At 74.7% G+C, this 25813-nt stretch carries 18 protein-coding genes; 9 read left to right on the forward strand and 9 right to left on the reverse strand.

All coding sequences use genetic code 11. The annotated features are described in order from the left end of the window. Nucleotides 1-5500 (forward strand): WD40 domain-containing protein (locus LE181_RS28090; RefSeq protein ID WP_225664316.1); only part of this gene is annotated, 5500 nt, incomplete at its 5' end. Nucleotides 5501-5675: 175 nt separating this feature from the next. Then, nucleotides 5676-6065, forward strand: a complete 390-nt coding sequence (locus tag LE181_RS28095) for a hypothetical protein (RefSeq protein ID WP_225664317.1) — start codon at nucleotides 5676-5678, stop codon at nucleotides 6063-6065. 56 nt (nucleotides 6066-6121) lie between these two features. Here LE181_RS28095 and LE181_RS28100 read toward each other — a convergent pair whose 3' ends face one another. Beyond that, entirely contained in the window at nucleotides 6122-7195 is a 1074-nt protein-coding gene (locus tag LE181_RS28100) for a terpene synthase family protein (RefSeq protein WP_225664318.1), read from the reverse strand. A 683-nt stretch (nucleotides 7196-7878) separates the two neighbouring features. Between LE181_RS28100 and LE181_RS28105 the strand changes: the two genes are divergently transcribed. Beyond that, nucleotides 7879-9315, forward strand: a complete 1437-nt coding sequence (locus tag LE181_RS28105; protein WP_225664319.1) for an NAD(P)/FAD-dependent oxidoreductase — start codon at nucleotides 7879-7881, stop codon at nucleotides 9313-9315. Between the two features lie 47 nt (nucleotides 9316-9362). On the opposite strand, the gene LE181_RS28110 is transcribed toward LE181_RS28105, so the two are convergent. From LE181_RS28110 to LE181_RS28135, 6 genes are all read right to left on the reverse strand, one after another. Continuing rightward, entirely contained in the window at nucleotides 9363-9863 is a 501-nt protein-coding gene (locus LE181_RS28110) for a hypothetical protein (protein WP_225664320.1), read from the reverse strand. 164 nt (nucleotides 9864-10027) lie between these two features. Beyond that, on the reverse strand, nucleotides 10028-11239 hold the full coding sequence (locus LE181_RS28115) for a DUF5005 domain-containing protein (RefSeq protein WP_225664321.1): 1212 nt from the start codon (nucleotides 11237-11239) through the stop codon (nucleotides 10028-10030). A gap of 37 nt (nucleotides 11240-11276) precedes the next feature. Continuing rightward, nucleotides 11277-11417 (reverse strand): hypothetical protein, encoded by a 141-nt coding sequence (locus LE181_RS28120; protein ID WP_225664322.1) that lies wholly within the window; start codon nucleotides 11415-11417, stop codon nucleotides 11277-11279. Between the two features lie 183 nt (nucleotides 11418-11600). After that, entirely contained in the window at nucleotides 11601-12245 is a 645-nt protein-coding gene (locus tag LE181_RS28125; RefSeq protein WP_308103520.1) for a response regulator transcription factor, read from the reverse strand. Further along, a complete protein-coding gene (locus LE181_RS28130) occupies nucleotides 12236-14026 on the reverse strand; it encodes a sensor histidine kinase (RefSeq protein WP_225664323.1) in 1791 nt (596 codons plus the stop codon). The genes LE181_RS28125 and LE181_RS28130 overlap by 10 nt, the downstream gene beginning before the upstream one ends. A 56-nt stretch (nucleotides 14027-14082) precedes the next feature. Next, entirely contained in the window at nucleotides 14083-15096 is a 1014-nt protein-coding gene (locus LE181_RS28135) for a winged helix-turn-helix domain-containing protein (RefSeq protein WP_225664324.1), read from the reverse strand. Nucleotides 15097-15296: 200 nt separating this feature from the next. Between LE181_RS28135 and LE181_RS28140 the strand changes: the two genes are divergently transcribed. Next, a complete protein-coding gene (locus LE181_RS28140) occupies nucleotides 15297-16304 on the forward strand; it encodes an alpha/beta fold hydrolase (RefSeq protein ID WP_372458520.1) in 1008 nt (335 codons plus the stop codon). 97 nt (nucleotides 16305-16401) lie between these two features. Here the strand turns inward: LE181_RS28140 and LE181_RS28145 are convergent, their stop codons facing one another. Continuing rightward, nucleotides 16402-17220 (reverse strand): lipase family protein, encoded by an 819-nt coding sequence (locus LE181_RS28145; RefSeq protein ID WP_225664326.1) that lies wholly within the window; start codon nucleotides 17218-17220, stop codon nucleotides 16402-16404. Between the two features lie 254 nt (nucleotides 17221-17474). On the opposite strand from LE181_RS28145, the gene LE181_RS28150 reads away from it, so the two are divergent. The 4 genes from LE181_RS28150 (at nucleotide 17475) to LE181_RS28165 (ending at nucleotide 22841) form a co-directional block, all read left to right on the forward strand. Continuing rightward, nucleotides 17475-19058, forward strand: a complete 1584-nt coding sequence (locus LE181_RS28150; RefSeq protein WP_225664327.1) for a phosphodiester glycosidase family protein — start codon at nucleotides 17475-17477, stop codon at nucleotides 19056-19058. A 118-nt stretch (nucleotides 19059-19176) separates the two neighbouring features. Then, complete coding sequence (locus LE181_RS28155; RefSeq protein WP_225664328.1) at nucleotides 19177-19560, forward strand: YunG family protein; 384 nt, start codon at nucleotides 19177-19179, stop codon at nucleotides 19558-19560. An 82-nt stretch (nucleotides 19561-19642) separates the two neighbouring features. Further along, nucleotides 19643-20449 carry a lysophospholipid acyltransferase family protein gene (locus LE181_RS28160; protein WP_225664329.1) on the forward strand — a complete coding sequence of 269 codons (807 nt, stop codon included), beginning with the start codon at nucleotides 19643-19645 and terminating at the stop codon, nucleotides 20447-20449. A 160-nt stretch (nucleotides 20450-20609) separates the two neighbouring features. Then, a complete protein-coding gene (locus LE181_RS28165) occupies nucleotides 20610-22841 on the forward strand; it encodes a HelD family protein (protein WP_225664330.1) in 2232 nt (743 codons plus the stop codon). A 70-nt stretch (nucleotides 22842-22911) separates the two neighbouring features. Here LE181_RS28165 and LE181_RS28170 read toward each other — a convergent pair whose 3' ends face one another. Further along, on the reverse strand, nucleotides 22912-25596 hold the full coding sequence (locus LE181_RS28170; RefSeq protein ID WP_372458522.1) for a SpoIIE family protein phosphatase: 2685 nt from the start codon (nucleotides 25594-25596) through the stop codon (nucleotides 22912-22914). Between the two features lie 136 nt (nucleotides 25597-25732). Here LE181_RS28170 and LE181_RS32725 point away from each other — a divergent pair. Then, nucleotides 25733-25813 (forward strand): twin-arginine translocation signal domain-containing protein (locus LE181_RS32725; protein ID WP_225664333.1); only part of this gene is annotated, 81 nt, incomplete at its 3' end.

Below are 25813 nucleotides of genomic sequence, written 5' to 3' on the forward strand. Positions count from 1 at the left end.
GGCCGGCCGGCAGCCCGGCAGCCCGGGCTGGGCGGGCCGCCGCCGCCCCGCGGCACCGCCCGCCTACCCCCGGGCCGCCGAGGGCCGGCACGCCCGCGAGTCCGTCTCCGTGCTCCACCTGGCCGGGCCCTGCTTCGGCCGGGGCGCGGACCCCGCCGAACTCCAGGCCGCCGTCTGGGGCGACCTCGTCGAACTGACCGACGCCGGCGCCCCCGCCCCCGACCTCCTCGTCGTCACCGGCGACCTCACCGCCTCCGGCAGCCCCCGCGAATGCGACCAGGCACTGACCTTCCTGACCGGCCTGCGCTCCCGGCTCGGCCTCGCCGCCGACCGCCTCGCCGTCGTACCCGGCGGCCAGGACGTCAGCCAGGCCGCCTGCCGCGCCTACTTCAGCACCTGCGAAGCCGACGAGATGCAGCCCCGGCCGCCCTACTGGCCCAAGTGGCGCCACTACGCCCGGCTGTTCCAGGAGCTCTACCAGGGACTCGACGCCGTCTTCGACAGCGACCAGCCCTGGAGCCTGTTCCCCGTCCCCGCCCTCCACACGGTCGTCGCCGGCCTCAACTCCTCGATGGCCTACAGCCACCGCCCCGAGGACCAGTACGGCCTGCTCGGCCCCGAACAGGCCGCCTGGTTCGCCCAGGCCCTGCGCCCCTACGAGCAGGAGGGCTGGCTGCGCCTGGGCGCCCTGCGCCACCCGCCGGACACCCGCCGCCCCCTCGACGCCCTCCCCGCGCCGGACCCCGGCCCCACCTCCCCGGCCCCCGCCGCGCCCGCCCGGCGCACCCCCGGCCCCGGCCGCCCCCTCGGCTACGACCCGGGCCGGGCACCCGCCCCCGGCCGCCGGACGACCGCCGCCGCGCCGCTGCGCGACACCGACGTGCTCGCCCGGCTCACCGCGCCCCGCCTGCACCTGCTGCTCCACGGCCCCACCACCGACCCCCGGGTCACCACGGCCGCACCCACCGCCCACGCCCTGCCGCTGACCGCCCGGGACCTGCCCGTCCTCGGCGCCGCCGCCCCCGGCGGCCACCAGCTGCTCCACCTCACCCGCGACGGGCTCACCCGCTGGCCCCGGGCCACCGGCACCGGCCCCCAGCACTACGCCACCGCCTGGCCCGGCACCCACCGCGCCTTCGGACCGCCCCAGCCGGCCACGCCCGCCCCCGGCTCCGAGGACCCCACGACCGCCCCCGCCGGCACCGACCCGCTCGCCCCGCCCGGCGACCCGGCCGGCCCCCAGCCCGAGGCCCGGGCCGTCCAGGGCCCCCTCGACGTCCTCGTCGCCCGCGTCGCCGAGGTCTGCCGCATCCGCCACGAGGGCGTCCACCTGCGGCGCATCCCCGGCGACCCGCCCGGACTGCTCGTCACCTGGACCGAGGCCGGCTTCGTGCGCCAGCAACGGGTGGGCGTGTGCGCCGGCACCCCGCAGGCCGAGGACGTCGACCGCTTCATCGACCACGTCCACGCCTCCGACACCGAGCCCGACGCCGAACTCGTCCACGACGGCCCGCCGCCCGCCCGCGAACTGCGCGAGCGCGCCCGCCGCCGCGGCGTCCTCGTCCGCAGCTTCACCGAATTCCAGGGCCTGCTCGACCTGCGCGGCTACGTCGCCGCCCAGACCGAACGGCTGACCACCGACCCCCAGTACGCACCGGGCCTCTACCTGCCCCAGCGCTACCGCGAACTCGAACGCCCCGGCGGCATGGAGCGCGAGGGCCTCGTCGACGACGTCCTGCGCCTCCTCGACGCCGACCACGGCCGCTTCCTGCTGCTCCTCGGCGACTTCGGGCACGGCAAGACCTTCGCCCTGCGCGAGCTGGCCCGCCGCCTGCCCGGCGAACTGCCCCACCTCGTCCCACTGCTGATCCAGCTGAGCTCCCTCGACAAGGCCCACACCCTCGACGGGCTCGTCGCCGCCCACCTCGCCGGCCACGGCGTCGACACCATCGACCTGCGCGCCTTCCGCTACATGCTCCGCCAGGGCCGCATCGTCCTGCTCTTCGACGGCTTCGACGAGCTCGTCAACCAGGTCAGCTACGACCGCGCCGCCGACCACCTGCAAGTGCTCCTCGACGCCGCCGTGGACAACGCCAAGATCGTCGTCAGCAGCCGCACCCAGCACTTCCGCTCCCAGGCCCAGGTCCTCACCGCCCTCGGCGAACGCGTCGGACTGCTGCCGCAGCGCCGCGTCCTGGCCGTCCAGGAGTTCACCCCGCAGCAGATCCGCTCCTACCTCGTCAACCGCTACGGCGACGAACACGCCGCCGACCGCCGGGTGCGCCTGCTGGAGGGCATCCCCGACCTGCTCGCCCTGTGCCGCAACCCCCGCCTGCTCAGCTTCGTCGCCGACCTCGACCACGAACGGCTGCGCGCGGTCGCCGGCGCCGGCCGCGCCCTGAGCCCCGCCGGACTCTACGAGGAGGTCTTCTCCTCCTGGCTGCGGTTCGAGGAACGCCGCGGCCACGGCGGGCCCGGCAGCACCCCCGGGCTCAGCCTGCGCCAGCTGTGGCAGGCGGTGACCACCCTCGCCCTGCGCTTGTGGGAGAGCGGCGAGAGCGCCCTGCGCCTGGACGAACTCAACGACGTGGCCGAGGCCCTGACCGAGCTCGCCGACAGCCGGCTGTCCGTGCCGCAGGCCGCCCACGCCGTCGGCTCCGGCAGCCTGCTCGTCCGCACCGACGAGGGCCTCTTCCGCTTCATCCACGGATCCGTCGTCGAATGGCTGGTGGCGCGCGAGGCCGCGGGACGCCTCGGCGACACGGCGGCCGAGGGCGACCTGCTCGCCCGCCGCCCGCTCAGCCAGCTCGCCGTGGAGTTCCTCTGCGACCTCGCCGACCACCGCACCTGCCAGCAGTGGGCCGAACGGACCCTGGCCGGCGAACCGGCCGAGGACGGCGGCGGCCGGGACGGCGAAACCGCCCGGGCCAACGCCGTCAAGGTCCTCACCCGGCTCCGGGTCCCCGCCCACACCGACCTGCGCGGCGCCCTCCTCGCCGGCGAGGACCTCTCCTACCGCGACTTCTCCGGCGTCGACCTCACCCGCGCCGACCTCACCGACGCCTCGCTCGTCGGAGCCGACTTCTCCGGCGCCGTCCTGCGCGACACCCGCCTGTCCGGCGCCCGCCTCGACGACGCCGACCTCTCCGGCGCCGACCTGCGCGGCGCGGACCTGCGCCGGGCCCGCCTCGTCGGCACCGACCTGCGCGGCATCCAGGTGACCGGCAGCAGCTGGCACCGGGCGGCCCTGATCAACGCGGTGACCGACCGGACCGTCCTCGGCACCCCGGAGCTGCAGGCCGCCGCCGTCGCCCCCGGCCTGACCGCCGAGCCGGGCTTCCGCCCCTCCGCCGTCGGCGTCCCCTACGGCTTCGACATGCGCACCAGCCGGCTGCCGGAACCGGTCGCCTACAGCCCCGGCGGCGAACTCCTCGCCGTCGGCAGCGAGGACGGCGGCGTCCTGGTCTGCGACGCCGCCACCGGAACCGCCCTGCGCACCCTCCAGGGACACACCGGCCGCGTCTACGCCGTCAAGTTCCGCGGGGACGTGCTCGCCACCGGCGGCGCGGACGGCACCGTACGGCTGTGGGACCCCGTCTCCGGCGCCTGCCGCCACCGGCTGGAGATCCACCCCGGCGGAGTGTGGCCGGTCTCCCTCGACCTCTCCGGCACCCGCCTGGCCACCGGCGACGCCGACGGCACCGTCACCCTCTGGGACGTCGCCACCGGCACCCCCGTCCACCGCCTGCCCGGCCACACCGCACCCGTCTACACCGCCGTCTTCAGCCCCGACGGCACCCTGCTGGCCACCGGCGACGCCGTGGCGGCCGTACGGCTGTGGGACACCCGCTCCGGCCGGCTCCTCGGGGAACTCCCCGGCCACCACGGGGCGGTCTACCGCGCCGGCTTCAGCCCCGACGGGACGCTGCTGGCCACCGGCGACATGGGAGAGGACGGCCAGGGAACGGTCCGGATCTGGGACGTCGCCGCCCGGCGGCTGCGCCACACCTGCACCGGCCACCCCGGCCGCGTCTACACCCTCGACTTCCACCCCGGCGGCACCCTCCTGGCCAGCGGCGACACCGAGGGCCACGTCCTGCTGTGGGACCCGCTCACCGGAACGCCCGCCGCAGCGCCGCTGCTCGGCGGGGGCGCCGTCTACCAGGTGGTGTTCGACCCCGAGGGCACCATGCTCGCCGCGGGCGGCAGCGACGGCTCCGTCCGCCTGTGGCGGGTCTCCCACGACGCCGCCCCCGGCGCCCCCTGGTCGGCCCTGCCCCTGCGCCAGCAGCCCTCCGACCACCAGGGATCGGTCTGGGCCTGCCGGTTCCGTCCCCGCGGTGCCACCGCCGCACCGGAGTCCGGCCCGCTGCTGGTCTCGGCCGGCAACGACGGCGCGGTGCGCCTGTGGGACACCACCACCGGCCGCGGCCGGCGCATCCTGCGCGGCCACGGGCGCAAGGTCGTCAGCCTGGCCTTCAGCGCGGACGGCGGCCACCTGGCGGCCTGCGGCAACGACGGCGTCGTCCGGCTCTGGGAGCCCGCCACGGGCCGCCGGGTCCGCGAGCTCAGCGGCGACAACGACCGCCTGGTCTCCGCCGTGTTCACCCCCGTGGGACCCCTCCTCGCCACCCCCAGCAGCGACGGCGACGTCTACGTGTGGCACGCCGGCAGCGGCGAGTACCAGCGGGAGATCGACGCCGAGACCGACCACGTGTGGGCCGAGACGTTCAGCGCCGACGGGGAGATCCTCGCCACCGCCAACGACGACGACACCGTACGCCTGTGGTACCGCAGCACGGGAGCCCACGTGACCACCCTCGACGGGCACCGCGGCCGGGTGCGGTCGCTGTCGTTCACGGCGGACGGCACCGTCCTGGCCACCGGCTGCGACGACAGGCACGTGCGCCTGTGGGACCTCGCCGGCAGCCGGCCGGTCGCCGAACTCGCCGGCCACACCGACCGCGTGTACGCGGTCGTCCACGGGCCCGGCGACGCCTGGCTGGCCAGCGCCTCCTGGGACGGCCAGGCCCTCGTCTGGCGGGACGGCGTCCTCCGCCACCGCCTGCGGGGCCACTCCGGGCGGCTGTGGGCCGCCGCCGCCCACCCCCGCCGCCATGTGCTCGCCACCGCGGGCGACGACCGGACCATCGGCCTGTGGGACCCGGAGACCGGCGCCGCCACGGGCCGTCTGACCGGCCACACCGGCCGCATCCTCGCCCTCGCCTTCAGCCCGGACGGTGCGCTCCTGGCCAGCGGCGGCGAGGACGGCACGGTCCGGCTGTGGACGGTGCCCGACGAGGGGACGCCCGTCCCGCGGGGCACCCTGATCGGCCTGCCGGGCGGCTGGGCGGCCCTGTCGCCGTCCGGGGGCTACAAGTTCGACGGCGACGTCGCGGGCGAGTTCTGGCACGTCGTGGGCATGTGCCGGTTCGAGCCCGGCGAACTCGACGAGCACATGCCCGGCATCCGACGCCTGGCACTGGACGCCCCCCTCTGACCGTTCCGGCCGGGCGGCACCGCCGCCGCCCGGCGAGCGCTCATCCGTGCGGGTGATAAATGGCTGCGCGGCCACAGTGAACGGCGACTGCCGCGCTCCCGGGGCGCGACGATGCCGGGGGGCCGGAACCGTACGCATGGTCCCGGTACTGCCCGTCCCATCCGTGGAGGTGTCCGTGTACGCAACCGAGCTGGCAGCCAAAGCGCTCGAACCGACCGCCGAAGAAGAGCGCCTGGCCGAGGACTACGTCACCGTCCTCAGTTCTCTCTCCGCCATGGAGCAGGCGTTGCTGGAGGGAGCCTGGCACCGCCTGCGCGACGAAGCCGACCAGCTCATGAGCGCCGCCGAGGACATGTGGGCGGGCCTGCCGGAGGGCGGCGACGAACCCGGCGCCCCCGTCATGGACAGCCGCAAGATCCGGCAGCTGGTCGCCGTCTACGCCCAGCCCTACGCCGCCGGCCGCGCCCTGTACCCGACCGGCGTCATCGAGGACGCGCAGGTGCGCACCGCCGTCGAGGAGGAGAACGCACAGGCGGACGCGGAGACGGGCGCCCCGGCGGTCTGACTCCGCGGCGGCTCCCGCGCCAGGGGGCCGGCCCCGTGGCCGGCCCCCTCCGGCCGCTACGCCTCGGCCAGCCTGCCTCCGGGCAGGGCGTGCTCGGCGGCGTAGCGCGGCGCCTCGCGCATCCAGTCGAGGTGCCCGCCCACCCACGTGTGCAGGCACTCCGCGAGGGAGAGCGTGGCGTCGTGGGGGCACAGCGGCGTGCCCGGCAACGGCAGCCGGAGGGCGCGCGGCCCTCCGGGGCCGAGGCCGCCCAGCGCCGGCTCGTGGCTGCTGAAGGAGAGGGCCTCGCACAGCCCCGGCAGGCGCCCCTGCAGGTGGTGGAACTCCGCCGCGCGCCGCACGAACTCGGCGTTGATCTGGTTGATGGCCTGCCGCTGGGACAACCCGTGGTGGTCGCGCAGGATGATGACGGCGTTGTAGGTGTCGCCGACCGCGTCCTCCTTGTCGTGCGAGACCAGGTCGTTGCCGAGGACGGTCAGGTCGCAGGCCAGCGTCTGGAGCCGTCGGATGTCCGACTGCCGGTAGACCCCGGCGGGCACCTCGAAGCCGCCGGCCACCTCGTACATGTCCAGGACCGGGGTCAGGCCGATGGAGGCGCGCCGGATCCGCAGGTAGGAGCCGATCGAGGTGGGGGTGGTGCCGCGGTACCGGTCGACGGCCTCGGCGAGGTTGGCCCAGAGGTAGTCCATCCAGTGGCCGGCCGCCCGGTGCCGCCACTGCCAGGACATCCGCGCGCCGCTGTCGGCCCACAGGTCGGCGAGCATGGCCACCGCCGGCACCGACCGGTCGTGCAGGGCGGACGGTATGTCAGGGTCCAGGACGTCCACCATGCGCTGGATGAACGGGGCGGCCTGGGAGGGGTTGTCGAAGAAGAGCTCCTCGACGAGGTTGTCGAAGTAGAAGAAGAAGCACATCTGGTCGACGGCCAGGTCGTACCCGCTCCCGCGTGCGTCCGGGGAGGTGTAGGCGACCAGCTTCCCGGGCTCTGCGGCGCGGATCCGCTGCCACCGGACCGGATCGTCGGTCACCCGGTACCGGTCTCCCCAGCGGTGCTCCCGGGCGTACGCCCGGCCCGGATCTGGGTTGACCATGTGCGGGAACTCCACCGGAATGATCACATCTTGGGGCATGGCCACCTCCTGGGCCCTCGGCCCTGCTGGTGGGAGTCACGGCAACGCTGCAACGCATGGCATTCCCCTCCCGGTGATCGTGACGGAGCGCTGTCACAACGAGCCGTGCACCGGCGGGGCGGCAACGGGTGCATTCGGCGATGAACGGGCTGCCCGGGCGGAGCGTTCAGCTGCGCCGGGCGGCGGCGCGGGGCGGGCGCGTGACGCAGGGCGGAACCAGCGCGCCGGGCTCCCGGGCACCCGGACCTGAGGACCAGCCACCGGCCCGGGCCCGGAACCATCTCGATCCGGTGCCGTGTGCACCTGACTGGATCACAGTTCTCCGCTCCCCCTGGACACCGTGCCCGCACGTCCCGGCGCGCAGACGGACCTGGTCCGTCCCACCTCCGGTCTTGGCACAGTGCTTGCCCGTTCCATCGCACAACTAAAGCCATCCCCGTACTGCCGAAGGTGTATTGGAGTGCACGGCGCATTCATAATCGGCTGCATAGTCTCCTGCCCTAGTCCACGCGCCCCTCAGCGCTCGGGCCAGGGAGTTCCTTCCGGCCGGTTTCACGCCCGGCCGGGGGCACCGGGCCGGATGACCGGTACCGTGATCACGGCCTCGGGGGAGTGGCGCCGCGGTACGCCCGTACGGGACCGTGCGGTAACGGGGCGGAGCGGCCGGGAAGATGAGGGTGGACATGACGAACACAGATGCGCACCATCCGCAGGAGGCGACCGGCGGCGAATCCCACCGCCCCGCGCGCCGCGTCGTCGTCATCGGGGGGAGCCTGGCCGGTCTGCTGGCCGCACAGGTGCTCGCCGGACACGCCGGCACCGTGACGGTCGTCGAGCGCGACCGCTACCCCGACGGGCCGGGCCACCGCTCGGGCGTGCCCCAGGACCGGCACACCCACGTGCTGCTGGAGAGCGGTCAGCAGGCGATGGAGGCGCTGCTGCCCGGCATCCTCGACGAGATGCGCGAGCACGGCGCACACCGGGTGGGCACGCCCGCCGACGTCTGCCAGTGGCAGAACGGCCGCTGGTTCCGCCGCACCCCGGCCAGCTCGAACTTCCTCAGCGCCTCGCGCGGCCTGACCGACTGGGTGGTGCGCCGCCGCGTGCTCGCCGGGTCCCGCATCGAGACCGTGCAGGGCGCGGAGGTGACCGGGCTCGTGGGGGACGCCCGCCGGGTGCGGGGCGTCCGGCTGCGCGAACGCGGCGCCGCGGCCGGCCGGCAGGAGGAGCGGGTCCTGGAGGCCGATCTGGTCGTGGATGCCTCGGGCCGTTCCTCACGCGCCCCGGCGTGGCTGGCCGCGATCGGCGCCGAGCCGCCCCACGAGGAGAGGCTGGAGACCGGCCTCGCCTACTCCACGCGCTTCTACCGCGCCGCCGCGGGCCCCGGGGACGGCGCCGCCCTGGGCGTGTACATGGTCCCCAACCCCGACCAGCCGCTCGGGGGGCTCATGCTGCCCCTGGAGGACGACCGGTGGATCGTCACCCTCTCCGGCCTGCGCGGCTCGGAACCGCCCACCGACGAGGACGGGTTCGTCGACTTCGCCGCCCGGCTCCCGCACCCGCTGCTCCACGACTGGCTGCGGGGGGCCGAGCCGGTCTCGGCCGTCCACGGCTTCCGGGGGACGGGCAACGTGCGGCGCCGCTACGACCGGCCGGGCCGCCGCCCGGCCGGGTTCCTCGCCACCGGTGAGGCCCTGTGCGCCTTCAACCCCGTCTACGGGCAGGGCATGTCCGTCGCGGCGCTGAGCGCCGTCGCCCTGCGGGACGCGCTCGCCGACCCCCGCCGCACGCCCACCACGCGCCGGGTGCAGCAGGCCCTGGGCGCGGCCGCCCGGCAGGCGTGGGACATCTCGGCGGGAGCCGACAAGAACATGCCCGGCGCGACCGGCAACGTGCTGCGGCCCCGTGCCGTCGACCGGCCCGCGGACTGGTACATGAAGCGCCTCATGGAGCGCGCCTGCGGGAACCCGGAGGTCGGCGCGGCCTTCCGCGACGTGCTGTCCCTGACCGCGCCGGCGAGCGCCCTCTTCGCCCCGGCCGTGGCCCGGGCCGTCCTCTTCGGGCCCGAGCCCGAGGCGCCCGTCGAGCCGCCGCTGCAGCAGGAGACCCCGGCCGCGTAGGCGGCCGGGGCCGGTCACCGGCCGGCGGTCTTCTGCCCGGTGTCCGGTCAGTGCATCCAGATGGTGGTCCGGGCGACCACCCGGGCCTTCCTGGGCTGGTCCGGGTTGCCGTACCGGACCTCCACCCGGGGGTGGGAGTTCAGGAAGCCGAGGTCGGCTATGACCACCTGGTGCGGGTCCTTCACGGTGCGGGTGGCGATGTCGGTGTCGAGCATCCAGCCGAACTCGCCCGTGGCCGGGGCGTAGACGAAGAACGTCCCGCCCTTGTACGTCCGCGAGACCCGCTCGTCGTCCAGGACCAGGGCCCAGAAGGCCACCGGGTGGCCCGCCGGGTACATGAACCGCTTCTCGGCCCGGAGGCCCTCCAGGTCGATGTGGCGGAAGGGGTTCTCGTCGGAGGCGGCCGTACCGGCCGTACCGGCGGCCGGTGCCACCGCCCCGGCCGGTGCCGTGCGGGGGGCGGCGTGCGCGCCCTGAGCAGCCGTCAGGGCCAGCGTCGCGGCGGCAAGGGCCAGGCTGACGGTGCGGAACGCAGTACGAGCAGACATCGGTCTCCGTCTCCAGTTCACGGGGGTGCGCGACAGGGGCGCACAGCACGTGCGTGATCACGCGGCTACGGCACGTGATCTTGGCGTGGGCGGGTGCTCCCCGCAATGCGGCGCGGGGGAATCCGGCCACCCGCCGCCGTGCCGCCCCGGCCGCCGCGCGCGGGTCAGAACGCGGTGACCAGGCGGAGGAAACGGGGCCGGTAGATGCCGGCCCGGCGGATCACGTCGTCGGGGACGAGGCTGTTGACGTTGTAGGAGATGACCAGTTCTTCGCGGTGTTCTCCCCGGTGTTCCTCCCGTCGTCCCAGCTCCGGGTGCTCGTGGGGGTTGTAGGCGAAGACGTTCGGATTGCGGTACGTGCCGCGCGGGCCGGCCTCCGGCGCGGTGTACACCGTCCGCGGACGGGTGAACGGCCCGTACGGGGTGCGGGCCCAGGCGAGCTGCAGCTCCGCGCTGAACGGTTGGTCCGCGCGCTGGGTGAGCAGGGCGTACCACCGGCCGTGCCGGACCACGCTGAGCTCGTCCGAGGTCCGCAGCGCGGCCCCGCCCGGCCCGGTCAGCCGGGCCGAACGCGCCTCGTCCGGCGACCAGGTGCCGCGCGCCGTCCGGAACCGCCAGGGCCGCCGCAGGTCGGTCCCGGCGACCCGGGCGAGGTGCAGGAACTGCCCGCCCGACGGGGCAGGTTCCGTGCCGTAGACGTACGTCCAGCCCCGTCCCCGCTCCAGCCAGGCGCCCCACGCCGTGCGGGTCGCCGACGGCAGCGGGGTGAGCGAGAGCGGCCGCGCGAGCCGGCCCGGGCCGAACCGGGCCAGGACGTTGCCGCGCCGGGCCACGTCCAGGGGCCCGGTGCCGGTCCGCTCGTAGCGGGCGTAGACGACCGCCACGCCGCGGCCTTCGGGAACGCCGGCCCGGGCCCAGTACCAGGGCTCGTCCCGCGGGCCGCGGACGAGCGATACGGGCCGGCCGGACCGGTCGTGCCCGGTGACGGTGTGCGGTCCGTCGGCCCGCCACAGCACGAAGCTGTTGTGGACGAACGGGGTGGTGCCCCCGTCGCCGGTGACGGGAGAGCGGGAACCGTCGGGCCGCAGGGTGCCGAGGAACGTGTCCGAGAAGATCCACAGTTCCCCGGCCGGCGTCGGCACCGAGTACGTGCTGTCCCCGCCGGTCCAGTGCCCCCGCGGCCCCGCACGTCCGGCGTACGCCCCGAACGCCGCGTCGAGGGAACCGGCGGGGCGCACGTCCACGACGCGCGGCGGCGCTCCGGCCGCCGGGGCCGCCGCCCCGGGCGAGACGAACGCGCACAACGCGGCCAGCGCCGGCACCGGCCACGCCCGGCGTGCCCGGTGCCGGCGCCGCGGCGAAGGACGGCTCCTCATGCACCTCCCAACGAGCCGCCCCTGCCGCCGGTTGCCCTCAGCAGCACACGACGACCCCACCCGGCGGAGGGGACGCCTCCGAGGCGGCGGCGGGAGCGGCGGCGGCGACGCACGACGCCAGGACGAGACCGGCGGCGGCGACCGCCCAGCGGGAACGCAGGAAGGACAGCACAGACATGGTGATCTTCTCCGTGACGGTGTGAGACGGCCGGCGAGGGCCGCGGCGACGCCGGCGGACCCGGCCCCGTGGGCCGTTCTCGTCCGGCGTCCTCACTGTAGGTTCCGGCCTGCCAGGCCCACATCAGGGCAGGCCCTGAGGCGCCGCACACCGCGGTCGGCACCGCACCGGCGGGTGAGGCCCTCACCCCTGGAGGTACGTCAGCACGGCCAGGACGCGCCGGTGGTCCGTCAGGCTGGGTTCCAGCCCCAGCTTGGTGAAGACGTTCCGCACGTGCGTCTCGACCGTCTTGCCGCCCACGACCAGCCGTTGTGCGATCGCCTCGTTGGAACGCCCCTCCGCCATCAGCGCCAGGACGTCCCGCTCCCGCTGGGTGAGGTCCTCCAGCGCGCTCTCCGCGCGCCGCCGGCGGAGCAGGCGCGCGACGACCTCGGGGTCGACGACCGACTCCCCGGCCCCCACGCGCTTGACGGCGTCGGACAGCTCGTAGACGTCCGCGATCCGGTCCTTGAGCAGATACCCGAAGCCCCTCGGGTCGCGCGACATCACCCGCACGGCACTGCCGGTCTCCACGTACTGGGACAGCAGCAGCACCCCCACGCCGGGGTGCCGCTCCCGGATCGTGCACGCCGCCCGCACCCCCTCGTCGGTGTGCGTCGGGGGCAGCCGGATGTCGATGAGGGCCACGTCGGGGCGCACCTCGTCCACCAGCCGGAGCAGTTCGCCCGCGTCCTCGCTCCGGCCGGCCACGGTGAAGCCCTCCTCGGCCAGCAGCCGCACCAGCCCCTCCCGCAGGAGCACCGAGTCCTCGGTCACCGTCACGCGCACGGCAACTCCACCCGTACGCGCGTGCCGCCGCCGACGGGGCTGGTCACGCGCAGCGCACCCCCGAGGGCCGCGAGCCGGTCGGCCAGCCCGCGCAGCCCGGTGCCGCGCACCGGGTCGGCGCCTCCCACCCCGTCGTCGGCCACCTCGATCACCAGCCATCCGTCGTCGTGCCGCGCCGAGACCCGCACGGCCCCCGCCCGTGCGTACTTCGCCGCGTTCGTCAGCGCCTCGCACACGGCGAAGTACGCGGTCGACTCCGTCAGCGGCGCGTACCGCCGGGGCTCGACCGACACCACGACGGGCACCTCCGCCTGCTCCGCCAGCGCGGTCACCGCCGGGCCGAGGCCCTCGCGGGTGAGGACGGCGGGATGGATGCCGCGGGCGATGCCCCGCAGGTCCTCCAGCGCCATCCGCAACGTGCGGTCGGTCTCCGCCACGGCGTTGCGCAGCCGCGCGTCCGAGGAGTCCGACAGCCCGGCGTCCAGGCGCCGCAGCGCCATCAGGGCGAACACCAGCCGCGTCTGCGCCCCGTCGTGCAGATCCCGCTCCAGCCGCTGGCGCTCGCGGTCGGCGGCCTCCAGGATGCGGGAGCCGGCCGCCCGGCTCTCCCGCACCCGGGCCGCGGCCTCCGAGCGCAGCCAGGTGTTCTCCAGGCACAGCCGCACGGAGGCGCCGACCGCGGCCAGCAACTCCCGGTCGTCGTCGAACGTCGCGTCGTGGACGAGGACCGCCGACGGGCTGCCGGGGCTGCCGACCGGAGTGACGCTCAGGCCCGCACCGGGCCGGGTGTGGCGCAGCGGCCTGCCGTCCGGGTCCAGGTAGGCGCGCGCCTCGTCCGACCACAGCCCCAGCCGCAGGGACGGATCGCCCAGCAGCCGCCCCAGCACGTCCTGCAGGCGGCCCGGCGTCGGGTCGGCACCGACCTCGATCACCACGTTGCCCACCGCGGACCGTCGCAGCCGCATGCGCAACAGCCCCACCAGGAAGGCGAGGGGCACCGCGATCTCGCTGAGGTCGGACAGCAGGGCGACGGTCGCCTCTCCCGGCGCCAGCAGGCCGGGGGTCAGCACGTAGAACACCTCCCAGCCCACCAGGGACGAGGCGACGACGACGGAGATCCACGCCGGCATCAGCGCCCTGCGGCGCGCCCGGCAGCTCGCCCGCCAGCTGCGGACCAGGGCCACGACCGTGACCACCGTGAGCGCCGCCCCCACCCACCGGTACACCAGGTCGATCACCCCGAACAGGGCCGGGTCGCGGTGCACCAGGAAGGCGTTCGGGCCGCACTCGCCGCACGTGAGGTAGGTGGCCCCGCCGTCGAGGGAGGGATCGTAGGTGAGCACCCTCAGCAGGCCGCCCACGGCCACGAGGACGTAGCTGCTCACCACGACGCGCCGGGCGAGCGGCGTGGTGAGCCGGCCGTCGGGGAAGGCGAGGAACAGATGGGCCAGCACGGCCAGGTTGAGCGCCTCCCCCCACGCGCCCAGGGCGAAGAGCACCGGCACGCTCGTGCCCTGCAGGTTGCCGAGGAACCACGTCAGCCCCTCGGCCACCATCAGCTGCCCCGTGCGGTTGGCGGGCCGCCGCCACCGGGCGACCAGGCCCGCGCCCGCGAAGACCCACCCCACCGTCACGTCCCGCACCACGTCCGGTCCCGAGGCGCCCGCCCGGGCGTAGGCCCAGCCCCCGGCGACCCCGGCCGCCAGCGCCACCACGCCCGTGAGCGGCAGCCAGAGCCCGCCGCTCTCCCGGGCACGACCGTGCCCACCCGCACTCCGCACTCCGCCCCGCACCCTCTCCCGCACCACTGTCCGCTCCGACACCACAAGCCCCCGGCCTATCGACTGCTCCCCGCGCGAGGGGAGTTGAGGAGCTCGACACCCAGGCCGGTGACGCCGTGCAGCACCGTGTTGCGGTGCCGGACCGTGCGGATCAGGCCCGCCTCGCGCAGCACCGTCGCATGCTCGCTGGCACTGGCCGGCGCGACGCCGACCGCCGCCGCGAGCTCCTTCGTCGAGCAGTCCGGATGCTCGGCGACGGCATGGAGCACCGCGGCCCGGGTCCTGCCCAGCAGCGCCGTCAGAGCGGCGGAGGGCCCGGCACCGGCGGCGCCGGGCGCCAGCAGGGACAGCCGCTGCAGGGGACGTTCACGGCCCACCGGATAGGTGACCACGGGCTGGGGGAGGGCGTCCTCGTCCACGAACGACCGCGTGCTGAACACCGACGGCACCAGCAGGATGCCCTGCCCCGACAAGTGCAGGTCGGCCTCGGCCTCGTTGGCCATCCGCACCTCCAGCACGGGCGGCTCCCACCGGATCCAGCGCGGATTCGCCTGCACCAGCAGGGACTCCACGCCACCGCCCAGCAACTGACGGGCCCGCACCGCCCGGTCGGCCGCGGTGAAGCCGGTGATCTGCTGCCAGTAGGGCCTGAGCAGCAGGTCGTGGAGCCGGCCCAGCCCGTCGAGGAGCTGCCCCAGCAAAGCGGCGTCGTCGGGCAGGCGGTGCGCCCACCGCGGGAGCGGCTGGCGCGCGGCGATCACCGCCAGCTCGGACTCGATCACCGCCCGCGGCGTGCCGCGCACCTCCTCCAGCAGCTCCTCGGGCGTCCCCGCCCGCGGCAGGTTGAGGAACGTCGGCGACCAGCCGACGGGCGGAATGAGCGACAGCGCCATCCTGGCCCCGGCCGGCAGCCGGCCGGCCACGCGGGAACGCCAGGCGTCGAACAGCACCGGCCGGCTCCTGTCCTGCAGCGTCCGCACCGCCGTGCCCAGTTCCGACAGCGGCAACGGCGTCTCGGCGACGCGCGTGCGCGCCAGGTCCTCGGTGGTGAAGTGAATGCGGTACCCCATCGCCGTCCCCCGCAAGATGGTGCTCTTGACCGTTGGTCGTCCATGCTGTCGATTTGTCGTTCTTCGGGACAGGCCGAATCTGGTCGAGACCAAGTCGCCGTGGCCGACCGGCCGACGCTCCGCTCGCGCAGCGGAACACATCGCCCGCCCGGTCCGTTGAGCGAGGCGATGACCGCATCCAACCGGGCCCCGCACGGGCCATGGCAGGAGGACATGTGACCAGCGCCGTCGAGCACGGTTCCGTCGAAGTCAACGGGATCCGGCTGCACATCGCCGAACAGGGGCAGGGGCCGCTGGTCGTGCTGCTGCACGGCTTCCCGGAGTGCTGGTACTCCTGGCGCCACCAGTTCGCCCCCCTGGCCGAGGCGGGCTACCGCGTGGTCGCGCCCGACCAGCGGGGCTACGGCCGCAGCGACCAGCCGGAAGCCGTCGACGCCTACTCCATGCTGCACCTCACCGGCGATGTGATCGCCCTCGTCCACGCCCTGGGCGAGGAGCAGGCCGTCGTCATCGGCCACGACTGGGGAGCCCCGGTCGCCTGGAACACCGCCCTCCTGCGCCCGGACGTCGTCCGCGGCGTCGTCGGCCTGAGCGTCCCCCCGGTCCCCCGCGGCCCGGTCGCCCCGCTGCAGCACCTGCGTGGCGTGCTGGGCGACGGCTTCTACCAGCAGTACTTCCAGGAACCCGGCGTCGCCGACGCCGAGCTGGCGCGGGACCCGAGGACCACCTTCCGCAGCGTGCTCACCGGCGGCTCGGGCGACAGCCCGCACACGGACCCGCCGCGCCCGTGGGTCGTCCCCGACGGCGCGTCACTCCTGGACACGATGGAGGACCCCCAGGAGCTGCCGTCCTGGCTCACCGAGGACGACGTCCAGGTCTTCGTCCGCGAATTCGCCGAGCACGGCGAGCGCGCCTTCACCGGTGGCCTGAACTGGTACCGCAACATCGACCGCAACTGGGAGCTGCTGGCCCCCTTCCAGGGCCGGACGATCGACGTCCCCTCGCTGTACGTGGCGGGCGACCGCGACCTGGTCCGCGGCTTCCCCGGCATGGCCGATCTCCTGCCCGTGCTCCCGGCGATCGCCCCCGGCCTGCGCGACAGCATCACCCTGGAGGGCTGCGGCCACTGGACACAGCAGGAACGCCCCGACGAGGTCAACGCGGCACTCCTGGACTTCCTGGCCCAGCTGCCGCCGGCCAAGGGCTGACACGGGGGGCCTGCGGGCGACGCGGTCCGGCGGTCGGACCGGGTCGGCTGCAGGCCCCTCATCGTGCTCAGCGGACGACGGGTGGTGTCCGCCGCGGTCAGCGGATGTTCTTCTCCAGCGCCGCCAGGTAGTTCTTCATCAGGTGGTCCCGGACCCCGTCGGAGGCGGGGGCGAAGGCGTCGGCGGTGGCGCCCTTGACGCGGTCGGTCATGCGGCCGAGCAGGGGCATCGACTCGTGCAGTGTGCCCGAGGAGTCGATGTAGCGCAGTGTGTCGACGTGGGTGAAGGCCGGCTCGGGCGGTAGCTGGGGGACGATGTCGTTGTTGTTGACGAACCGGTACATGCTCTTCCTGAAGCCCTTGTTGTGCGCAGCGGCCAGCAGGCGGTCGCAGGTGCGGGGCTGGCCGAAGGTGTAGATGCCGTCCGCCCGCAGCCGGGGCTCCTCCAGGTACATGCGGCAGCCGGCCAGCATCGCCAGGGCGCCGCCGAGGCTGTGGCCGGTGAACCACACCGTCTGTCCGTTGTCGCGGAACTCCGCGAGCGTCTCCTTGACGGCGGGGAAGACCGACTCCAGTGCCTGCCCGAAGCCGTAGTGGACGTAGCCGGTCCGGGCCGGTCCGGGGCACGGTGGTGTGGAGGCGTCGGAGAGCCAGTCGCGGATCTGCTGCGGCTCCGTACCGCGGAACGCGGTGATGATCATGTGGTCGCTGGCGAGGGTGTACGCCTGCGTGTCCTCCAGGGGGAACGGCGGGGTGAACCGGGTCAAGTGGTGACGGACCCTCCCGAAGCCCCAGTGCTTCGCCTCCTGCTCGACGGCGGCCTCGTCCTCGTAGGCGAGGGCCGCCGCGCGGGCCAGCCAGTAGGCGTGCGGGAGGCTGTACTCGGTGGTGTGGTGATCGAGGGCCGGTACGGGCACGGGGGACTCCTTCGGCTGCGATCCGCGAGGGGTGTCGTGCTGGTCCTGGCTGTCGACGCGCGCCGGGGGAGGGCGCGCGCCCGGCGTTCACTCCAAGGCATTGAACCAGTGCATCGCGTCAGGCACAGCAGCATCCTGTTTCCGCCCCATTACGCCATGCTGAGCTGAGCGTTCTCGTGCGCGACACGCTGCGCGTCCACACTGCGGCGACAGCCCGCGACACGACACCGGATCAGAGAGGGCAGGGGAGAAACGTGGTGAAGATCAGACGCATGCGCCGGACGGCGTTCACCGCCGGCCTGGCCGTACTGTCGCTCGTTCTGCCCGCCACGGGCCTGCAGGCCCAGGCGGCCGCTCAACCCGCCGTACAGCGACTCCCGTTGGGAGACGGCGGCCTGCCGGAGACGCGCTCGGTCACCCAGGTGGCCCCGGGGGTGACCTGGACCCGGATCAAGCGGGGCCGGCCCGACGCCCGTGACCACTGGACCATCGAGGTCGCGCTGCTGAAGGACGAGGCCGCGGCGCGCGCCCTGGCCGACCGTCTGGACGGCGCCGGGTTCGAACCCACCGTCAGCCGGGTGGACGAACGTCCGCAGGACCTGCCCTCGCAGCAGCCCTGGGGCTGGCGCGTACGGGTCGGCGAGCTCGCCGACCAGGAGGCGGCCGCACGGCTGGTGAAGGACCTGCGGGCGGCCGGATTCCGGCCCACGCGCACCTACTTCACCGGCGAGGACGGCAGCGGCCGCACGGGGCCCTGGGTGGTCGACGTGCTGCGGGTGTCCGCCGCACAGCGGCAGCGGGTCGAGGCCCGGCAGTCCCTGGACCGGGTGCCGGGCGGCGAGACGCTGGCCGACATGGTCCGCCGCACGGGCGGCGTCGCCGGCGTCAACGGCAGCTACGGCTCGGACGAGGAGGACGGCACCTTCGGCGACGTCGCCGGGCTGTCGGTCGTCGACGGCCGGCTGCTCAGCGAGGCGGTGCAGGGGCGCAGCGCGCTGGTCCTGCCCTCCGAGCGGCGCATCCGCCCCTCGGTCCAGCAGCTGAGCACCGCGCTGCGGGTGCGCTCCGCCGACGGCGCCCAGCGCGAGCTGGACGGGCTCAACCGCGCCCCGGGCAGGATCCGGTCCTGCGGGGGCACCGGTGGCGACCTGCCCACCGAGCGGCCCCGGCACGACGCCCTGTGCACCGACGACTCGGAGATCATCCAGTACACCGGCTTCTTCTCCGGGCCCGTGCACGCCGGCGAGGGCGTCGCGGTGGTCCTCGCGGGCGACGGCAGGGTGCTGGAGGTGCGCGGCCGGCGCGGCGGTACGGTCCCGGCCGGCGCCACGGTCCTCGCCGGCACGGGCGACGGTGCCCAGTGGCTGCGCGACCACGCCCGCCAGGGTCAGGTGCTGACCGTGACCACCACCGTCCTCGACCGCAACCGCCGGTCGCTGACGGCCACCGCCGGGCGCGGCGTGGACGCCGTCTCCGGCGGCCCGCAGCTGCTGCGGGGCGGCCGCGTCGTCGTGCCCGCGGATGCCGAGGGCTTCAACCACCCGGACGATCCGGGCTTCTTCGACTACTTCGCCACCCACCGGCACCCGCGCACGCTCGCCGGCGTCACGGACGACGGTTCGCTGCTGTTCGTCACCGTCGACGGCCGCCGTCCGGGCTACAGCTCGGGCCTGTCCTTCCGGGAGAGCGCGGCCGTCATGCGGGCCCTCGGCGCGGTGGACGCCCTCAACCTCGACGGGGGCGGATCCACCACGATGGTGGTCGGCGGACGGGTCGTCAACCGGCCGTCCGACAGCACCGGTCCCCGGCTGATGGCCAACGCGCTCGTCATCCACTGACGGCTCCGGCCGGCGACCGCGGTCCCGCCGGGTTCCGGCCCGGCCGGACCGTGGCGCCGTCGGCTGCCCGAGGGCCGCCGACGGCCGATTGTCAGTGCCCCGTGTGATGCTGCACGGCATGAGCCCTTTGCTTCTCACCGACATCGAAGCGGCCGTCCGCAGCAGCTGGGACGCCGATACGTGCACCCCCGAGTACCGTTCCCGCTGGACGCCGGCCAATCCGGCCCGCGACCAGTGCGGCGTCACCGCCATGGTCCTGCACGACCTGCTCGGCGGGGAGCTGATCCGCGGCGAGGTCCACGTCGACGGCCGGTGGACGGACTACCACTGGTGGAACCGCCTGGGCCGGGGAGTGGAAGTCGACCTCACCCGTGAGCAGTTCGGGCCCGAGGAGATCGTCGTCGGTGGGGAGGTCATACCGCGGCCCGCGAAGCTCGTCCGGCTGCGCGAGGAGTACGAGCTGCTCCGCAGCCGGGTGGAGGAGAAGCTCCGGCGTGGCTGAATAGACGCTCTCCCCATGATCCCCGCTGCCGACTAGCGTGCCTCGGCGCGGGGGTCACTAGGGGCGAGGAGCTCACAGACCGATGTTCTATTTCGCGTTCAAGTCCGTGGTCCTGGTGCCGCTGTTGCGGTGGCTCTTCAGGCCGCGCGTCGAAGGGTTGCAGCACGTGCCGCCCACGGGGTCGGCGATCATCGCGGGAAATCATCTGTCCTTCTCGGACCATTTCATGATGCCCGTGATGGTCAAGCGCCGGATCAGCTTTCTGGCGAAGCAGGAGTACTTCACGGCGCCCGGCCTCAAGGGCCGGCTCACGGCCGCGTTCTTCCGCGGCATCGGGGCGATTCCGGTGGACCGGTCGGGCAAGCAGGCGGCGCAGGCCGCGGTCGACACCGCGCTGGGCGTCCTGGAGCGCGGTGAGCTGCTCGGCATCTATCCCGAGGGGACGCGCTCCCACGACGGCCGGCTGTACAAGGGCAAGGTCGGCGTGGCCGCGATGGCCCTGGCGTCGGGCGCGCCCGTGATTCCGTGCGCGATGATCGGCACGTTCGAGGCCCAGCCCACGGGCCGCCGGCTGCCGCGCCTCGTGCCGATCACCATTCGCTTCGGCGAGCCCCTGGACTTCTCCCGCTACGCGGGCATGCACGACCAGCGCGCGGTGCTGCGGGCGGTCACCGACGAGATCATGTACGCGATCCTCAAGCTGTCCGAGCAGGAGTACGTCGACACCTACGCGGCCGAGGCCAAGGCGGCCCTGCACGCCGTCCGGCCGCCTGCCGGGCCGCCCGCCGGGCCGACCGGGGGCGGGCGGACGGGGCGGGCGTGGGGCGCACGTCCCGTCGCCGACCCGGCGCACGGGGCCCACGGCGGGGGCGCTTCCGCGGCGGCCTGACCTCCCGTACGGAAAACGGAAAAGAAATACCCCGGCCGTATTGACGGCCGGGGTATTTCTCTGCGTATATTGGGGGTTTCCATGCCCGCTGAACTCAAGGCGTGGAGAAGCTTTATGAGGCCATCATATCCGTGCGGGAGCCGAATTGTCAAACGAGGACATGCGTCACGAGCAGGAATTCATCGATGTGCTGCACGGGCGCCTCGCCGAACTGCGGGACGGGGCCGAACGGGCGGTGCAGGAGGCGCTGACCCTGGAGGGCAGCACCTTCCAGGCGCGGCTGGAGCGCGATGTGCTGGTGGCCGAACAGTCCGGGCTGCTCTCCGCCTTCAACGCGGGGGAGAACGGGCTCTGTTTCGGGCGGCTGGCCTTCCGCGACGGACGCGATCACCACATCGGCCGCATCGGCATCCGGCGCGACGACGAGGACCGCACCCCGCTGGTCGTCGACTGGCGGGCCGAGGTCGCCCGCCCGTTCTACCTCGCCACCGGGCACACCCCCATGGGCCTGCGCCGCCGACGCCACATCACCACCCACCGGCAGACGGTCACCGCGCTGCACGACGAGATCCTGGACCTCGCCGACACCGAACGCACCGGGCACGAGGGAGCCGACGCGGACGCCGTGCTGCTCGCCTCGCTGGACGCCGCCCGCACCGGCCGGATGCACGACATCGTGCAGACCATCCAGGCCGAACAGGACCGGATCATCCGCGCCCCGCACCGCGGCATCCTCGTCGTCGAGGGCGGACCCGGCACCGGCAAGACCGTCGTCGCGCTGCACCGCGCCGCCTTCCTGCTCTACGCGCACCGGGAGCTGCTGGCCCGGCGCGCCGTGCTCGTCGTCGGGCCCAACCCGGCCTTCCTCGGCTACATCGGGGAGGTGCTGCCCTCGCTCGGCGAGACCGGCGTGCTGCTCGCCACGCCCGGCGAACTCTTCCCCGGGGTGCGGGCCACCGGCACCGACACCGCCAGGGCCGCGGAGGTCAAGGGCGGCGCCGCCATGGCCGACGCCCTGGCGGCCCACGTACGGGACCTCCAGCAACTGCCCGACCCGGCGATCGTGATCGACCACGAGGACGGCGAGCTGCGGCTGGACGCGGACATCGCCGCCGACGCGCGGCACCGGGCCCGCGAGAGCAGGCTGCCGCACAACCTCGCCCGCCCCCACTTCGCGTTCGCCGTCATCGACGCGCTCACCGCCCAGCTGGCCGACCGCATCGGCGCCGACCCGTACGGCGGCCCCAACCTCCTCGGCCCCGACGACATCGCCCAGCTCGGCAAGGGCGTCGCGGACAACCCCGAGGTGCACGCCGCCATCGCGCGGCTGTGGCCGGCCCTGACGCCGCAGCAGCTGGTCGCCGGCTTCCTCGCCGACCCCGTTCACCTGCCGGCCGACGACGCCGACGCGATCCGCCGCACGGACGGCGAGTGGACCCCCGCGGACGTCCCCCTGCTCGACGAGGCCGCCGAACTCCTCGGCGAGGACGACTCGGCGGCCCGCGCCGCCGCCGAGGCCGAACGCCTGCAGCGCATCGCCTACGCACAGGGCGTCCTCGACCTCTCCTACGGCTCGCGCACCCAGGAGTTCGAGGACCGCGAGGACGAGGACTCCGAGGTGCTGGCCGCCCACGACCTGGTCGACGCCGAACGCCTCGCGGAGCGCCACGAGGAGGCCGACCACCGCACCGCCGCCGAACGCGCCGCCGCCGACCGGACCTGGGCCTTCGGCCACATCATCGTGGACGAGGCGCAGGAGCTGTCCGCGATGGCGTGGCGGCTGCTCATGCGCCGCTGCCCCACCCGGTCGATGACGCTCGTCGGCGACCCGGCGCAGACCGCCGAACCCGGTGGCTGCGGCTCGTGGCGCACGATCCTCGCCCCGTACGCCGGCGACCGGTGGACCCACGTACGGCTGGGCGTCAACTACCGCACTCCGGCCGAGATCATGGAGGTCGCGGCGGCCGTGGTCCGCTCCGCCGACCCCGCCTTCGAGCCCCCGAGCTCGATCCGCTCCACCGGAGTGCGCCCGTGGGCGCAGCGCACCGACGACCTGCCCGGCGCGGTCGCCGGCGCCGTGGCGCGGGAGGCCCGCGAGGACGGCCGCCTCGCGGTGATCGCCCCGCGCCCCCTCCACGCGGCCCTGGCCGCCGCCCTGCCGGCCGCCTCCGCCGGCCCCGTCCCGGACCTGACGAGCCCGGTCGTCCTGCTGGACCCGCGGCAGGCCAAGGGCCTGGAGTTCGACGCGGTGATCGTGGCCGAGCCGCAGGAGTTCGGGACGAGCGACCTGTACGTCGCCCTCACCCGGGCGACCCAGCGTCTGGCCCTGGTCCACTCGGCCCCGCTCCCGGCCGCCCTGGCGGCCGCGCTGCCGTCGGCGGCCGCCTGCTGACGGAAGCGGCCGCTCCCGTTCCTTCGCGGCGGGAGCGGCCCGCCGGGCGGGCCCTGGGCGGCGGCGCCGTTCAGGGCAGCGGCTGTTCGGCCCAGATGACCTTCCCCTCGGGGGTGTAGCGGGTGCCCCAGCGCTCGGCGAGCTGGGCGACGAGGAACAGGCCGCGGCCGCCCTCGTCCTCGGCGGCGGCGTACCGCAGGTGCGGCGAGGTGCTGCTGGTGTCGGAGACCTCGCAGATCAGGGCCCGGTCGCGCAACAGGCGGACGCGGATCGGCCCGGAGGCGTGCCGGATGGCGTTGGTGATCAGCTCGCTGAGGATCAGCTCCGTGGTGAACACCGCCTCGTCCAGTCCCCACTCCGTCAGCTGCCGGGTCACGTCGGCCCGTGCCCGGCCGACCACCGCCGGGTCCGTGGCCAGCTCCCACTCGGCCGTCCGGTCCGGCTCCAGCACCCGGGTACGGGCCACGAGCAGGGCGATGTCGTCGCTCTGACGGGCCGGCAGCAGAGCGCCGAGGACCGCCTCGCAGGTGTCCTGGGGCGAGCGGTCCGGATGGGCCAGCGTCGAGCGGAGGATCTCCAGCCCGGCGTCGATGTCGCGCTTGCGGTCCTCGATGAGGCCGTCGGTGAACAGCACCAGGCTGCTGTGCTCGGCCAGCTGAAGCTCCGCCGCCTCGAAGGGCAGGCCGCCCAGGCCGAGCGGCGGGCCGGCGGGCAGCTCCGGGAACTCCACGGTGCCGTCGGGCAGGACGAGCGCGGGCAACGGGTGCCCGGCCCGGGCCAGGCTGCACACGCCGGCGGCCGGGTCGTAGATCGCGTACAGGCAGGTGGCGCCCGCGATGGTGGCCTCGCCGTCGTCCGCCTCCTGGTCGATGCGGCCGACCAGTTCGTCGAGGTGCCCGAGGAGCTCGTCCGGGGGCAGGTCGAGGGCCGAGAAGTTCTGCACGGCCGTGCGCAGCCGGCCCATCGTCGCGGCGGCGTGCAGGCCGTGCCCGACGACGTCGCCGACGACCAGGGCGACGCGCGCGCCGGGCAGCGGGATCACGTCGAACCAGTCGCCGCCCACCCCGGCCTGCGCGGGCAGGTAGCGGTAGGCGATGTCGACGGCGTTCTGCTCCGGCAGACCGCGCGGCAGCAGGCTGTGCTGGAGCGTGACGGCCATGGCGTGCTCGCGCGTGAAGCGGCGCGCGTTGTCGATGGACACCGCGGCCCGGGCCGTCAGCTCCTCGGCCAGGGACAGGTCGTCCTCCTCGAAGGTGCTGCTGTCCCCGGCCCGCCAGAAGTTGACGATGCCCATCAGCACGCCGCGCGCCTTGAGCGGCACGGTGATCAGCGAGTGGAACCCGAAGTCCATGATGGCCTGGGTACGGGCGGTGTCCTGGGTGCGCCAGCCGGAGGACGCCTTGAGGTCGGGCACCAGCACGGCGTGCCCGCTGACGAAGCCGGTGGCCTGCGGGGTGGGCGCGGCGAAGCGGTGCACCTCGCCCGCCCGGTACAGCGGGTGGTCGTCGCGGACGCCGCTGAGCGCCACCCGGCGCAGCTCCGGCGCCTCGCTGCCCACGACCGTGCGCGGTTCCTCGCCGCGCAGCACGGGCTCGGCCAGGTCGACCGAGACGTAGTCGGCGAACCGGGGGGCGGCCACCTCGGCGAGCTCCTCGGCGGTGTGCTGGACGTCGAGGGTGGTGCCGATGGCCACGCTCGCGTCGTACAGCAGCCGCAGGCGGCCGCGCGCCACCTCGGCCTTCCCGGCGAGTTTCTGCAGCTCGGTGGAGTCCCGCAGGGTGGCCACGCTGCCCGGCGGGCCGCCGCCGCGGTCGGTGGGCCGGTTGTTCACCGCCAGCAGCCGCTCCCCGACCGGAATCACCTCGTCCGTGGCCAGGCGACGGGAGACCAGCAGCTCGGCCATCCGGGGGTCGAGGCCGAGGGTGCTCACGTCGCGGCCCTCCACGTCGGGGGGCAGCTCCAGCAGCCGGCGCGCCTCGTCGTTGGCCAGCAGGAGCCGGCCGTCGCCGCTGACGATGACCACGCCCTCGCGCACCGCGTGCAGCACCGCGTCGTGGTGCTCGTACATCTGGGTCATCTCGGCCGGGCCCAGGCCATGGGTCTGGCGCCGCAGCCGCCTGGTCACCAGCGCCGTGCCGCCCGTGGCCAGCACGAGCGCGGCGGCGCCGGCCCCGAGGACCAGCGGCAGCTGCTGGTCGACGGCGCTGCTCACCGAGCTCACCTTGAGCCCGGAGGAGACCATGCCGACGACGCGTCCCCTGTCCGTGACGGGGACGACGACCTGCAGCTCCTCGCCGAGGGGGCCGTTGACGTCCTCGACGGTGACGTGGCCGTTCAGCGACGGTTCGATCGTGCCGACGAACTTCTTGCCGATCAGGCTGGGGTCGGGGTGCGTGTAGCGGATGCCGTCGCGGTTCATCACGACGAGGAAGTCCACCCCGCCCTGCCGGCGGACGGCCTCGGCCGCGGGCTGGAGCACCGCGGACGGATCCGGACCGCGCATCACCTCCGGCAGGCCGGGGGAGTGGGAGAACGCCTCGGCGGCGGCCAGCGAGCGGTCACGCGCCGCGTCGAAACGGTCGCTGCGCGCCTGCAGCAGCAGGGTGGCGGCCGCCGCCACGACCAGCAGCAGCACGATCAGCACCTGCAGCACGAACATCTGACCGGCGACGCTGCGGGTGCTCGCCACCGGCCACAGGCGCCGCGCCGACCGCACGCGCGGCCCGTCGCGCTGTCGCCGCTCACGCCAGGACATAACCCATGTCTACCCCGCTCCCCGCGACGGCGCGAACGCTGGATGTGGCCGGGCCCTCTATCGGCGTGCTCATGGCGTCGCTAGGTTTTCCCCCGCACCCGGGCGGAGGGCGTCCGGAACCCCTGGAGGTGGCGTGATGAACAGCAGGAGACAGGTGCTGAGAGCGGCGACCGCGGCCGCCGGCTTAGCGGCCGTCGGGGCGGTGGGCGGCCCGGCG

The sequence above is a fragment of the Streptomyces sichuanensis genome (genome assembly GCF_020328095.1).
Classification (GTDB): Bacteria; Actinomycetota; Actinomycetes; order Streptomycetales; family Streptomycetaceae; genus Streptomyces; species Streptomyces cinnamoneus.